The 13,949-nt window shown below is 68.3% G+C and carries 9 protein-coding genes; 7 read left to right on the forward strand and 2 right to left on the reverse strand.

Going from position 1 to position 13,949, the window contains the following annotated elements:
* Positions 1–8: 8 nt before the first annotated feature.
* The 5 genes from GTZ93_RS33125 (at position 9) to GTZ93_RS33145 (ending at position 9,969) form a co-directional block, all read left to right on the forward strand.
* The gene (locus tag GTZ93_RS33125; RefSeq protein WP_161663203.1) at positions 9–1,973 is read left to right on the forward strand and encodes a serine/threonine-protein kinase; all 1,965 of its coding nucleotides are present in this window, start codon (positions 9–11) and stop codon (positions 1,971–1,973) included.
* 108 nt (positions 1,974–2,081) lie between these two features.
* Positions 2,082–3,965: a serine/threonine-protein kinase gene (locus GTZ93_RS33130; RefSeq protein ID WP_139923474.1), complete on the forward strand. Its 1,884-nt coding sequence runs from the start codon at positions 2,082–2,084 to the stop codon at positions 3,963–3,965.
* A gap of 101 nt (positions 3,966–4,066) precedes the next feature.
* On the forward strand, positions 4,067–5,902 hold the full coding sequence (locus GTZ93_RS33135) for a serine/threonine-protein kinase (RefSeq protein WP_139923476.1): 1,836 nt from the start codon (positions 4,067–4,069) through the stop codon (positions 5,900–5,902).
* Positions 5,903–5,952: 50 nt separating this feature from the next.
* On the forward strand, positions 5,953–7,914 hold the full coding sequence (locus tag GTZ93_RS33140; RefSeq protein ID WP_161663204.1) for a serine/threonine protein kinase: 1,962 nt from the start codon (positions 5,953–5,955) through the stop codon (positions 7,912–7,914).
* A gap of 27 nt (positions 7,915–7,941) precedes the next feature.
* The gene (locus GTZ93_RS33145; RefSeq protein WP_139923855.1) at positions 7,942–9,969 is read left to right on the forward strand and encodes a serine/threonine-protein kinase; all 2,028 of its coding nucleotides are present in this window, start codon (positions 7,942–7,944) and stop codon (positions 9,967–9,969) included.
* Here the strand turns inward: GTZ93_RS33145 and GTZ93_RS33150 are convergent.
* Positions 9,966–10,769 (reverse strand): pseudouridine synthase, encoded by an 804-nt coding sequence (locus GTZ93_RS33150; protein ID WP_139923854.1) that lies wholly within the window; start codon positions 10,767–10,769, stop codon positions 9,966–9,968. The two genes, GTZ93_RS33145 and GTZ93_RS33150, sit on opposite strands and share 4 nt — an antisense overlap.
* 136 nt (positions 10,770–10,905) lie before the next feature.
* Here GTZ93_RS33150 and GTZ93_RS33155 point away from each other — a divergent pair, with 136 nt between their 5' ends.
* Positions 10,906–12,195 (forward strand): threonine/serine exporter family protein, encoded by a 1,290-nt coding sequence (locus GTZ93_RS33155; protein WP_161663205.1) that lies wholly within the window; start codon positions 10,906–10,908, stop codon positions 12,193–12,195.
* A gap of 10 nt (positions 12,196–12,205) precedes the next feature.
* Here the strand turns inward: GTZ93_RS33155 and GTZ93_RS33160 are convergent, their stop codons facing one another.
* Positions 12,206–12,622, reverse strand: coding sequence for a DoxX family protein (locus tag GTZ93_RS33160; protein ID WP_120576085.1), 417 nt, complete (start codon positions 12,620–12,622; stop codon positions 12,206–12,208).
* A 137-nt stretch (positions 12,623–12,759) separates the two neighbouring features.
* On the opposite strand from GTZ93_RS33160, the gene GTZ93_RS33165 reads away from it, so the two are divergent.
* A complete protein-coding gene (locus tag GTZ93_RS33165; RefSeq protein WP_139916220.1) occupies positions 12,760–13,935 on the forward strand; it encodes an AI-2E family transporter in 1,176 nt (391 codons plus the stop codon).
* Positions 13,936–13,949 lie beyond the last annotated feature (14 nt).

Below are 13,949 nucleotides of genomic sequence, written 5' to 3' on the forward strand. Positions count from 1 at the left end.
GACGTCTCATGACGCTCGACGCGGGGGACACCTTCGGAAGGTATGAGCTGGTGTCCTGGCTGGGCCGGGGCGGCATGGCGGAGACGTGGCATGCCCAGCTGGTGGGCGCGGCGGGCGTCACCAAGCCCGTGCTCATCAAGAAGGTCCTTCCGGAGTACGCGGACGACGAGGCCTTCATCTCCATGTTCATCAGCGAGGCGCGCATCTCCGCCACGCTGTCCCACGGCAACGTCGCCCAGGTCTTCGACTTCGGGCAGGTGGAGGGCGAGTACTTCCTCGCCATGGAGTTCGTCGACGGCAAGCCGCTCGACAAGGTGCTCAAGCGCGCGATGCGCAGCGGGCTTCCGGCGCTGCCCATCCCCGTGGCGGTCTTCATCGCGATGGAGATGTGCCGGGGCCTGCACTACGCGCACTCGCGCACGGACAGCAGCGGCAAGCAGTTGGGCATCGTCCACCGCGACATCTCTCCGGACAACGTGCTCGTCAGCTACGAGGGCCAGGTCAAGATCGTCGACTTCGGCATCGCCAAGGCGCAGCTGCTGCGTGGCTTCAAGACGGCACCCGGCGTGGTGAAGGGCAAGTACCTCTTCTTCTCTCCAGAGCAGGCGCGCGGAGAGGACGTGGATGCGCGCACGGACGTCTGGGCCACCGGCGTGGTGCTGTATGAGTTGCTGTGCGGCCGGTTGCCCGTGGATGGTCCGCCGCATGTCGTGATGATGAAGATTGCTCACGGCGAGATTCCACCGTTGAGCCAGCTGAGACCGGACCTGCCGGAGGCGCTCAACCGCATCGTCCTCCAGGCGCTGAGCCCGGACCCGGCGCAGCGCTTCGCCACCAGTCACGCGTTCGGGGATGCGCTGGCGGGGTTCCTGTATGCGAATCATCCCCGCTTCTCGTCGTTGAGCCTCGCGCACCTGCTGCGCGTGCTGTTCCGGGGAGACCTGCTGAACGAAGGCCGGGAGCTGGCGGTTCCCGATGACTTCCTGGAGGAGCTCAAGGCGTGGCGGAACCCCGCGACGCCAGACCAGATCCCCACGGTCCCCCACCTCCGGGCCATCAAGACGCCCCGTCCGTCCCCCGCGCCGGTCATCATCACACGCGAGTCCCAGGAAGAAGAGGTGCCGGATGTGCCCACGGCCGAGGTCGCGCCGGTCCGCCGCTCCCGCTCGCCATGGGTGGGGCTCGCGGTGGGGGGCGCGGCGCTGCTGGCGCTGGGCGGTGGCGTCTGGTGGACACAGGTCCGGCGCGTGCCTGAAGTCCCGCGGGCAGAAAGCTCCACCGTGCCGCCCGTGGTGGCGACGGTGTCGGATCCAGCACCTGCACCCGTGGGCGCGGATGCAGGAGTGACTCCGGAGCCACCGCCACCTCCTCCCCCGTCCCCGCCCCCGGCAGCCCTTGCGTGGAGTGAGACCCGGGTGCGCAGTCTGCTCGATGACGTGTATCGCCTGAGCAGGAACAGCAAGGAGCTGACGCGGGCCGCGAAGCTGGTCCAGACCTGTGTGGACGCAGTGCCTGACAACGTGGACTGCCGGCTGGCGGCGGGCCTCACCCACGAACGGCTCCGGTCCATCGACAAGAGCGTGAGCCACTACCAGGCCTTCCTGCAGTACGCGTCCCCCACCGATCTCCGGCGGAGCGCCGTGACGGATCGACTGGCGGCCTTGCTGCAGCGCAAGCCCCAGGCGCAGACGCCCGCCAACGAGGCGGAGCTGGAGTCCTCCCGAAGCGCCGTCCTGATGCACCTGACGCGAGGCCACCCGAAGGAAGCACTCGACGCAGCCAACCAATGCGTGGCGCGGCTTCCCCGGGAGCCGGACTGTTACCTGTTGCAGGGTGACGTCCTGGCGAAGATGAATCAGGCCTCGGAGAGCACGCGAAGCTATGAGCGCTTCATGGCGTACGCGCCCGCGAATCATCCGCGGCGTCCCGATGTCGTGCAGAAGCTCGTCGAGCTGCGGGCGACCGCCCCCTGAGAACCCCTGCGGCTTCACGCTGTCCGCGGGAGGGGCTGCTCGCGAACCCGGCAGGCAGGGGGCCTTCATTCGGGCTTTGCTGGCTTCCGTATAGGATGCGCGCCCCATATGGAACTGCAAGCCGGAGATACCTTCGGACGGTATGAGTTGGTGTCCTGGCTGGGCCGGGGCGGGATGGCGGAGACGTGGCGCGCCCAGTTGGTGGGCGCGGCGGGCGTCACCAAGTCCGTGCTGATCAAGAAGGTCCTTCCGGAGTACGCGGACGACGAGGCCTTCATCTCCATGTTCATCAGCGAGGCGCGCATCTCCGCCACGCTGTCCCACGGCAACGTCGCGCAGGTCTTCGACTTCGGACAGGTAGAGGACGAGTACTTCCTCGCCATGGAGTTCGTCGACGGCAAGCCGCTCGACAAGGTGATCAAGCGCGCGAAGAAGGCGGGCCTGGGGGCGCTGCCGATTCCCGTGGCGGTCTTCATCGCGATGGAGATGTGCCGGGGCCTGCACTACGCGCACTCGCGCACGGACGGCAGCGGCCAGCCGCTGGGCATCGTCCACCGGGACATCTCTCCGGACAACGTGCTCGTCAGCTACGAGGGCCAGGTCAAGATCGTCGACTTCGGTATCGCGAAGGCGCAGCTGCTGCGCGGCTTCAAGACGGAGCCCGGCGTGGTGAAGGGCAAGTACCTCTTCTTCTCCCCGGAGCAGGCGCGCGGTGAAGAGGTCGATGCACGCACGGATGTCTGGGCCACCGCTGTCGTGCTGTACGAGTTGCTGTGCGCGAGGCTTCCGGTGGAGGGGCCGCCCCAGACGGTGATGATGAAGATCGCCGAGGGGCAGATTCCCGCGCCCACGACGCTCCGGCCGGACCTGCCCAAGGAGCTGAATGCGCTGGTGATGCAGGCGCTGGCTCCGGACCGTGAGCGGCGCTTCGAATCCAGCCATGCCTTCGGGGATGCGCTGGCGGAGTTCCTCCATGCCCACTACCCGCGCTTCTCCTCGCTGAGCCTCGCGAACCTGTTGCGCGTGCTGTTCCGCGCGGACCTGACGCACGAGGGCCGCGAGCTGTCCGTGCCCAAGACCTTCCATGACGAGGCGAGGAAGTGGGGCGAGCCCGCGCTGGCGAAGCTCCTGGATGCCCCTTCTCCAGAGCAGATCCAGACCCGGCGGATGGTGCGCGCCGTCGCGAAGCCTCCGCCCACGGAGACGACACAGCCGGATGCGCCCACGGTTCCGTCAGGTCCTTCGCGCAAGGTGCTCTACGGCGCGAGCGCGGCAGGAGGCCTGGCCGTGGCTGGAGCCTGTCTCTGGTTCCTCGTGGGCTCGCGTTCGCCGGAGCCCGTCGCACAACCCGCACCCGTGCCCCAGACGGTGGCGGTCGAAGCCCCCGCCCCGAAGGTCGAACCCGAACCGCCCGCCCCGAGTCCGGTGCAGGAGCCGGAGCTCGTTGCGGAGGTTCCGGCCACGAGTCCCGCCGAGCCAGAGTCCACGCGGTCCGCGCATCCCACCCGGAAGGCGTCCAAGCCCGTCCGCGCGGCCCAACACGTCCAGGCCGAGGAACCAACGCCAGCTCCAGTCGTCGAGCAGCCCACGGTCGTCGCAGCCAGCGCCGTCCAGGAGCCGCCACCCGCGGTTCCGGAGAGCGAGCCCGCGCCCAAGAAGGGAGTCTTCGGACTGCTCGACTCCAAGCGGCAGGAGGTGCAGCAGAAGGTCTCCTCGCTCGTGAAGACGAAGCAGCAGGAGGTCCAGCAGAAGGTGTCCGGCCTGATGCAGAGCAAGGACTACGACGCGGCCCTGGAAGCGGCCAACGACTGCGCGGCGAACAACCCAGACATGCCGGAGTGCTATCTCATGCTGGGGGCCGTCCACGCGAAGCTCAACCATCCCCGGGAGAGCACGCAGCACTACGAGACCTTCCTGAAGCTCGCGCCCACGGACCACCCGCGCCGGGCGAAGGTCGTCGAGATGCTGGGAAAGGCCGGCAACGCGGGTTGAGCGGTCCGCCTTTCCACTCGCTGACATCCCAAGCGGCCGAGCAGGAGAAAGACAGTCTCGATTCTGTCCTCCCTGGAATCTGGGTTTAGAATGTCCGCCCCATGGCACTGCAAGCGGGCGACGTCTTCGGGCGGTATGAGCTGGTCTCCTGGCTGGGCCGGGGCGGCATGGCGGAGACGTGGCGCGCCCAATTGGTAGGCGACGCGGGCGTGACGAAGCCCGTGCTCATCAAGAAGGTGCTTCCCGAGTACGCCAACGACGAAGCCTTCATCTCCATGTTCATCAGCGAGGCGCGCATCTCCGCCACGCTCTCCCATGGAAATGTCGCCCAGGTCTTCGACTTCGGCCGGGTGGAGGGCGAGTACTTCCTGGCCATGGAGTTCGTGGATGGCCAGCCGCTGCACCGCATCCTCAAGCGCGCGTTGAAGAGCGACCTGGGTGCCCTGCCTGTTCCTGTCGCGGTCTTCATCGCGATGGAGATGTGCCGGGGCCTGCACTACGCGCACACGCGCACGAGCAGCAGTGGCCAGCCGCTGGGCATCGTCCACCGGGACATCTCTCCGGACAACGTGCTGCTGGGCTACGAGGGCCAGGTCAAGATCGTCGACTTCGGCATCGCCAAGGCGCAGCTCATCCGGGGCTTCAAGACGGCGCCCGGGGTGGTGAAGGGCAAGTACCTCTTCTTCTCCCCGGAGCAGGCGCGAGGGGAGGACGTGGACGCGCGCACGGACGTCTGGGCCACGGGCGTCGTGCTCTATGAGTTGCTCTGCGGGAAGCTGCCGGTGGAGGGGCCGCCGCACGTGGTGATGATGCGCGTGGGACGCGGGGAGATTCCCGCGCCGAGCGTGCTCCGGCCGGACCTGCCGAAGGAGATCAACGACATCGTGATGAAGGCGCTGACTCCAGACCGGGAGCATCGCTTCGAATCCAGCCACGCGTTCGGGGATGCACTGGCGGGGTTCCTGTATTCGAACTTCCCGCGATTCTCCGCCATGACCATCGCGCACTTGTTGCGCGTGCTGTTCCGAGGGGACCTGGCGCAGGAAGGCCGGGAGATGTCCGTACCGGGCTCCTTCCTGGAAGAACTGAAGGCCTGGCGACAGCAGACCCTGCCGGAGGAGCCGGTGACGCCGCGGCCCTCGACAGAGCGCCAGACCCGGCGCATCCGGGTGGCCACTCCGCCACCGGTCACGGAGACGACCCAGCCGCGGTCCATCGTGGCGTCCTCTGGAATCTCACGCCCGCTGCTCTATGGGTTGAGCGCGGGAGGATTACTGACCGTGGGTGCCTGCATGTGGTTCTTGTTGGATGCGCACTCGCCCGGGCCAGCTGTAGGAGCCCCACCGCCCACGCCCATCCAGCAACCGTTTGCGAGTCCCACCCAGCTCGGCAAGAAAGAGTCCCAGACAAACCCTCCTGTAGCCCCTCCGGTCGCCGGTGCTGATGCCCTCTCGGAAGTGGAAGCATCCACCGTCCAGGAGATGACGCTCTACATCCGGGACTCCATCACAGAAGACAAACTCGACGAAGCACTCACCACGGCGAACAACTGCATCAAGATGTTCCCCGACAACCCACGCTGCCGGGCTGCGCTTGAGCTCGTTCAATCAAAACAAGTCGGCACGCGGCCGCCCTCTCCCACAGGCGCCAGATCCAAAGGCTCAATCTACCTTCCGACGAACATCAACGAAGTCCGCTCTCTCGTCGACAGACTCAACAAAGAAGGTCGGGTACGTGAGGCACTGGAGGTAGCGCAAGCTTGCGCGGACAGGGACCCGAAGGTCCCTGAATGCCATCTCATGCTTGGCGTGCTCTACGCCAAGCTCAATGAGCCCAAGAAAAGCGAACAGCATTACGGAACATTCTTGACGCTGACTCCTGCTGGCTATCCCAGGAGAGACCGTGTCATCGAGATCCTGAGCAAAAGCGCTCCATAGAACTGTCTGCATTCTCCGTCCCCCTCAGCTGAACTCAGGCCCCCCCATCCATGGCACTCCAGGCAGGCGACACCTTCGGGCGGTATGAGCTGGTGTCCTGGCTGGGCCGGGGCGGCATGGCGGAGACGTGGCGCGCCCAGTTGGTCGGCGACGCGGGCGTCACCAAACCCGTGCTCATCAAGAAGGTCCTCCCGGAGTACGCGGACGACGAGGCCTTCATCTCCATGTTCATCAACGAGGCGCGCATCTCCGCCACGCTGTCGCACGGCAACATCGCCCAGGTCTTCGACTTCGGCCGGGTGGAGGGTGAGTACTTCCTGGCCATGGAGTTCGTGGACGGCCAGCCGCTCCACCGCGTGCTCAAACGGGCCATGAAACAGGGAATGAGCGCCCTGCCCATTCCCGTCGCCGTGTTCATCGCGATGGAGATGTGCCGGGGGCTGCACTACGCGCACTCACGTACGGACAACAACGGCCGGCCCCTGGGCATCGTCCACCGGGACATCTCTCCGGACAACGTGCTGCTGGGCTACGAGGGTCAGGTCAAGATCGTCGACTTCGGCATCGCCAAGGCCCAGCTCATCCGGGGCTTCAAGACCGCGCCGGGAGTCGTGAAGGGCAAGTACCTCTTCTTCTCCCCGGAGCAGGCACGAGGAGAGGACGTGGACGCGCGCACGGACGTCTGGGCCACGGGGGTCGTGCTGTATGAGCTGCTCTGCGGGAAGCTGCCAGTGGAAGGCCCGCCCCCCGCGGTGATGATGCGGATCGGACGCGGCGAGTTCGCGGCCCCCAAGGTCTTGAGGCCCGACCTGCCGGACGCCTTGAATGAAATCCTGCTGCGAGCGCTCGCACCGACCCGGGACATGCGCTTCGAGTCCAGTCATGAGTTCGGGGATGCGCTGGCGGGGTTCCTCTACTCGAACTTCCCGCGCTTCTCCGCGATGACCGTTGCCCACCTGCTGCGCTCCCTCTTCAAGGCGGAGTTGTCCCAGGAAGGCCGGGAGCTGGCAGTGCCGCAGTCCTTCCTGGAGGAGATGAGCGCCTGGCGCTCTCCTCCGCCCACCGGGGCTCCTCGCAAGCGGAGCTCCCCGGCGCCAGGCGAGCCGCGCGCTTCACGCATTGAAACCCAGCCCTCCGGCTCGGAAACACCCGCTCCCATCCAGGAGGCGCCACGTCAGTTCTTCTACCCGCTGGCCCTGGCGACACTGGTGGGGATCGGCGGGTCCTGGTGGCTCCTGTCGAACGCCAATGCCCCGGAGGTCCAGCCCCTTCCCCTCTCTGCCAGGAGCATTCCGCAGCCTGTCAGGGAAATGCCCGCGACCCCGCCCGCGGTCACCCCTCCGCCCCCAAGCCCTCCTCCCGCCACGGCCAGTCCCACCGCGACCGCCGTGAGCGCCAGGCCGCCCACCGTCGGTGACTTCCTGTTGAAGCTCCGCGGCTTCATCGGGCAGCAGGACTTCAATAGCGCGCGGCTCGTCGCCAATGACTGCGTGGCCCAGTACCCGGAGGCGCCGCAATGCTATCTCTTCCTGAGCGTGATCGAGGCCAGGTTCCGGAATCTGCAAGCCAGCGCCGACCACTACGAAGCCTTCATTCGGCTGACTCCCGAAGGCGATCCCCATCGCAGTCGCATCATGGAGCTGCTGTATTCATCGGACTTCGATCCGAATCCATTCGATGTGGTGCTCCTGCTGGCGCAGATGACCGAGGAGCCGTCCGCGACGGCCTCACCAGCCTCGGCGGCCTCCGGGCGCAGTGACGGTGATTGGAGCAAGCTCTTCCACAAGAAGGCCGCCGAACTCAACAGGCGAAGACCCAGTGAGGACGCGCTGGGCCCGGCGCGGATGTGCGTCCTGCTCGACCCCCAGAATGCGGAATGCCATCTCATCCTGGGCGACAGCTACGACCGCAGCTACAAACGCAAGCAGAGCCGCGAGCACTATCTGCGGTTCCTGACGCTTGCACCCGAGAACCATCCCGCCAGGGCGCGCGTCAGCGATATGACCGAATAACGGTTCTGCGCTTAGGATGCCCGACCCATGGCACTCCAACCCGGCGACACCTTCGGACGGTATGAGCTGGTGTCCTGGCTGGGCCAGGGCGGCATGGCGGAGACGTGGCGCGCCCAACTGGTCGGCGACGCGGGCGTCACCAAGCCGGTCCTCATCAAGAAGGTCCTGCCGGAATACGCCAACGACGAAGCCTTCATCTCCATGTTCATCAGCGAGGCGCGCATCTCCGCCACGCTGTCCCATGGCAACGTCGCCCAGGTCTTCGACTTTGGCCGGGTGGACGGTGGGTACTTCCTCGCCATGGAGTTCGTGGACGGCCAGCCGCTCCACCGCTTCCTCAAGCGCGCGATGAAGAGCGGCATGGGCACCCTGCCCGTTCCCATCGCCGTCTTCATCGCGATGGAGATGTGCCGGGGGCTGCACTACGCGCACACCCGCACGGACAGCAGTGGCCAGCCATTGGGCATCGTCCACCGCGACATCTCCCCGGACAACGTGCTCATCAGCTACGAGGGCCAGGTCAAGATCGTCGACTTCGGCATCGCCAAGGCGCAGCTCATCCGGGACCTCAAGACCGAACCCGGCGTGGTGAAGGGCAAGTACCTCTTCTTCTCTCCAGAGCAGGCGCGCGGAGAGGACGTGGATGCGCGCACGGACGTCTGGGCCACCGGCGTCGTGCTCCATGAATTGCTCTGCGGGAAGCTTCCCCTGGAGGGACCGCCCGCGGTCGTGATGATGCGCATTGCTCGCGGCGAGCTTCCATCGCTGAGCGAGTCACGGCCGGACCTGCCGGCGGCGCTCCAGCGCATCCTCCTCAAGGCCCTGCATCCGGACCTGTCCCAGCGCTTCGAATCCAGCCATGCCTTCGCGGAGGCCCTCGCTGGCTTCCTGTACGCGAACCACCCGCGTATCTCCTCGCTGAGCCTGGCGCATCTGCTGCGGATGCTGTTTCGTGAAGACCTGCTGTCGCATGGCCGCGAGCTGTCCGTCCCGGACTCATTCCAGGAGGAGCTGGAGTCCTGGCGCGAGCAGGAACCGGCACTCGCGAAGAAGCCCCTGCATCCCAGGCCGCTGCTCCATACCGGCAGGATCCCCCTCCCCGAATCCTCCAGCGTCGAAATCGTGGAGGAGGAGGCCCCGGCCGCGCTCGTCCCCTCGACCTCGCGCAAGTGGATGCTGGGATTGAGCACCACGGGTGTGGCGCTCGGGGCCAGCGTCCTGTGGTTCTTCTCCTCCGCCGTGCCGCCGGAACCCCTTGGAGCCGCGAGCCCCATCGAGCGTCCCTCCAGCACGGTTCAAACCCTTCCCAATGATGCACGGCCTTCCGCGGTCCCCCAGACGATAGGCAGCGCGCCCCTCACCGTGGCACCGCTTCCGGAAGAGCCCCTGTCGCTGGCCAACTACCAGGACCGCGTCCAGGCGCGCGTGCAGCAGGGAGCGATCCAGGACGCCGTGGACCTGGCGCACCAGTGCGCGAAGCAGTTCTCCCAGGAAGCGGAATGCCAGCTCCTCCTTGGGATGCTGTACGCGCGACTCAATGACAGCCGCACCAGTGTGACGCACTATCAGCGCTTCCTGGAGTACGCCCCGGACACGCACCCCAGCCGCGCGAAGGTGGTGCGGGTCCTGGACGATGCGAAAGCCCTCTCGTCGGCCTCCGGCCGCATCGTGAAGCCGGAGACCTTCGCCGACATGATGGAGACCGGCCGCACGGCCTTCCGCGACGAGAAGTACCCGGAGGCCGCCGCCACCTTCCGGAACGCGCTGGCCATGAAGCCGGGCTCGGTCGAGGCGAAGCTCGAGCTGGGCCTGACGCTCATCAAGCTCAAGCCGGGCACGTCCAAGGACCACAGGGAGGCCGTGAAGCTCCTGGAGGACGTCACCTGGAAGGATCCCGGCATCCGGCGAGCCTGGCTGGGTCTGGAGACCGCCTACACTCTGGTCGGCAACAAGGCCAAGGCCAAGAAGGCCCATGACCGGTACCTGCTGATGTCCCCCAGGAACATGGCGAACCCAGCGAAGGCGAGAGAGCGGCTCAAGAACATCGGCTTCTAGTCCGCGCCGGGTTGGAACCCCAACCCCTCCGCCACCTCCGCGTCCGTCAGCTCGCGCCACGCCCCTTCCGCCACGTCCAGCACCACCCGCCCCACCGACTCACGGTGCAGCGTGAGCACCGGGTGCCCCACCGCCGCGAGCATCCGCTTCACCTGGTGGTGCCGCCCTTCTGTAAGAGTGAGCGCCACCACGTCGGGCGCACGGAGCATGGCTTCCGCCGGTCGCGTGGGGCCGTCCTCCAGCGTCAATCCCTCTCGCAGCCTCGTCAGCGCCGCCTCCGGGGGCTGCCCCTCCACGCGCGCCACGTACCGCTTGGACAGGTGCGTCTCTGGCGCCGTCGCGTGCCGCACCAGCCGCTCGTCGTTGGTGAAGAGCAGGAGCCCCGTGGTGTCCCGGTCCAGGCGCCCCACCGCGTACCACTCGAAGCCTTGAAGCTCCGGCGGCAGCACCGCGCGCAACCGTTCGAAGACAGTGCCCACGCCTTCGGGATCCGACCCGTGCACCACCGGCCCCGAGGGCTTGTGGAACATCAGCGCCCGCACCTGGCGCGTCAGCACGCGCTCCACGCCGTCCACGCGCACCCGCGTCCCCTGCCCCACCGGCGCGAACGGCTCCCGCTCCGCCCGGCCGTCCACCTCCACGCGGCCATCGCGTATTGCCTGCTCGGCCTCGGTCCGGGGCAGCACGCCGGCCCGGCCCAACGCTCGCGACAGCCAGTCCGCGCCCGGGCCCGCCGGGGTCTCCGCGCCCCTGCGCCTCGCGGCCTCCAGCCACCTGGGCGTCCGTTGCTTGCGCGCCATGCGTCCTCCCGTGTGCCGCTCGCTGTATCAGATGCGTCACGCCAGCGGATTTCCCCGAACACCCTGGAGATAAGTACGAGCAGGAGGGCTTCCAGGGGGGCTCCGCGCCGTTTGACTCCCCCAGGCGGCTCTGCGCATGTGCGCGCCCGCCGTGTCCACGCGTCCCTCCGAAACCGCTGAAGCCCCGCCCGAGTTCGTCGCCTCCCTCGCGCCCCCGCCGCCCGGCCCCGCGGTGGCCTTCGTGCTGCGCCTGGGCCACGCCCTGCACCGGCACGGCACGCCCGCCCACCGCCTGGAGGGCCTGATGATGAAGGTGAGCGAGCGGCTGGGCCTGGAGGCCCGCTTCTTCTCCACGCCCACCTCCATCTTCGCCTCCTTCGGCCCGCCCGAGGACCTGCGCACCAGCCTCATCCGCGTGGAGCCCGGCGACATGGACCTGGAGCGCCTCATCCTCCTGGACACGCTCGCGGACGACGTCATCCACGGGCGCCTCACGCCCGCGGTGGGCGCGCGCCGCGTGGAGGACATCCTCGCCCGGCCTCCGCGCTACGGCCCCGCCCTGCAGCTGCTCTGCTGGATGCTGGCGGGCGCTTCCGCGGCGCTGCTGTTCGGCGGCGGCTGGAAGGAGATGGGCGTCGCCGGCGTCAGCAGCCTGGCCATTGGCGCGCTGGACCTGCTGACCCGCAAGCAGCCGACCACCGCCCGCGTGCTGGAGCCCGTGGCGGCCGTGCTGTCCGCCGCGTTCGCGGGGCTCGCGGCCCACTTCTTCGGCCCGCTGCACGGCGAGGTGGCCACGCTCGCGGGCCTCATCGTCCTGTTGCCCGGCCTCACGCTCACCATCGCCGTCAACGAGGTGGCCACGCGCAACCTCATCTCCGGCACGTCGCGCCTCACCCACGCCGCGCTCATCTTCCTCCAGCTGGGCTTCGGCGCGGCCCTGGGCAGCCGCGTGGCCACGGTGCTGCCTCCCGTGCCCATGCCCACGCCGGCCCTGCCCGCGGTGCTCCCCCCGGGGGTCGCCATCGCCGCGCTCGTGGTGGCGGGCTTCGCCATCGCGGTGCTCTTCCGAGCCCGGCCGCGCGACTGGGGCTGGATTGCCCTGGCCGGCGCCGCCGCGTTCATGGGCGCACGGCTGGGAGCGCTGCTGCTGGGGCCTCAGCTGGGCGCCTTCGCGGGCGCGCTGCTGCTGGGCATCGGGAGCAACGCGCTGGCGCGGCTGCGCAACCGGCCCGCCGTCACCACCGTGGTGCCGGGGCTGATGCTGCTCGTCCCCGGCAGCGTGGGCTTCCGCAGCCTCGCGTCGCTGCTGGAGCGCGACGTGGTGGCCGGCGTGGACACGGCCTTCTCCATGCTGATGGTCGCGGTGGCGCTGGCGGCGGGCCTGCTGTCCGCCAACGCCATCATGCCTTCGCGCAAGGTGCTCTAAAGGGCCGGCCTCACGCCAGCCGCAGCAGGTACACGCCCGCGAGCGCGACGATGAAGTACGGCACCAGCACCGCCGCGCCCGCGTACTCCTTCGCCATGCGCTGACCGAAGAAGAGCGCCAGCAGCGACACCGCGGAGAGCACCGCGCCCAGGTACGCGAAGAACGGGTTGCCGTTCACCAGCAGCGCCACCGCGCCCGCCCCGCTCAGCGCACCGGCCGCCAGCTCCATCAGGGTGATGACCGCCAGCATCGGCGTCACCACGCCCTTCAGGGGCGACTTGGAGAAGTGGCCGGTCAGCCACCCCAGGTTCCCCTTCCAGTCCACGACCTTGTCCAGGCCGGACTGCAGGAAGAGGATGGCCAGGAAGGCGGCGCACAGGAGCTGCGGAAGCCAGAGCGTGAAGCGGGCGGAGTCGAAGGGCGGCATGCGCGCACTCTAGCGCCCCCTCCGCCGCTCCCAAGCCCCGTGAGCAGGCAGGCGGCCGGGCCGAGGGGAATGTTCCGAAGACAATCCGGCCGGGCAGGCTCCCGCCGACAGGTCCGGCTCCCTAACTTGGCAAGGCCATGGCCTCCGATCAGGTAGCGCGACGCGTCTTCGTGGGTCTCATCCTGCTGTCCATCGTCCTGTTGTGCCTGGTCATCCGGCCCTTCGCGGAAGCGTTCTTCCTGGCGGCGGTGCTGGCGGGCACCTTCTACGGACTGCACACCCGGCTGAAGAAGCGGCTGCGCGGCCACGGCAACGTGTCCTCCGGGCTCATCGTCAGCGGCATCCTGCTGGCCCTGCTGCTGCCCCTGGGCGGCCTCACCGCCTTCGTCGTCGCGGAGGTGTCCGAGGGCGCGCGCTTCGTGACCCAGGCCGTGCAGAAGGACGGGATGACGGGCCTGGTGGAGAAGCTCCCCAGCGGCATCCAGGGGCCGGTGAGCAAGCTGATTGAGCGGCTCCCGCTGGAACAGGCCGAACTGGACCAGAAGCTCCAGGAGCAGATGACGACCCAGGGTGGCACCGCCGCCAAGGCCGTGACGGGAGCGGTGGCCGCCACGGGCACCATCATCCTCCAGCTGACGATGATGCTCATCGCCCTCTTCTTCTTCCTCACCGACGGCGCGCGGCTGGTGCAGTGGATTGAAAGCGTGTCGCCGCTGCGGCGCGGACAGACGCGGGAGCTCTTGCGCGAGTTCAAGAGCACCTCCGTGTCGGTGCTCGTCTCCACCATCGCCACCGCGGGCGTCCAGGCCGCGGTCGCGCTCATCGGCTTCCTCATCGTGGGGGTGCCCGCGCCGCTGTTCTTCGCGGGCCTCACGTTCTTCCTCGCCCTCATCCCCGCGGTGGGCGCAGCGGTGGTGGTGCTCTTCGCCGCGGGCCTGATGTTCCTCAGCGGCCACCCGTGGGCGGCCCTCTTCCTGGCCATCTGGGGCGTCGTCGTGGTGGGGCTCGTGGACAACGTCGTCAAGCCGCTGCTGGCCCGGAAGGGCATGAACCAGCACGGCGCCATCGTCTTCTTCGCCCTGTTGGGCGGCCTGGCGGCGTTCGGCGCGGTGGGCCTGCTGCTGGGGCCCCTCATCGTCGCCTTCTTCCTCTCCGTGGTGCGCATCTACGAGCGCGACTACGGCCGGCCCAACGGACGGATGGGCGACCCGGCCACGCCGGGAGGCCCCATCCAGCCGGGCTCCCAGCATGTCGTGCTCACCACGGAGTCCGGCACGCCCATCACGGACACCGACACGCCGTCCAACCACTGACGGCCCCTGAGCCC

The organism is Corallococcus exiguus (assembly GCF_009909105.1).
GTDB lineage: Bacteria > Myxococcota > Myxococcia > Myxococcales > Myxococcaceae > Corallococcus > Corallococcus exiguus.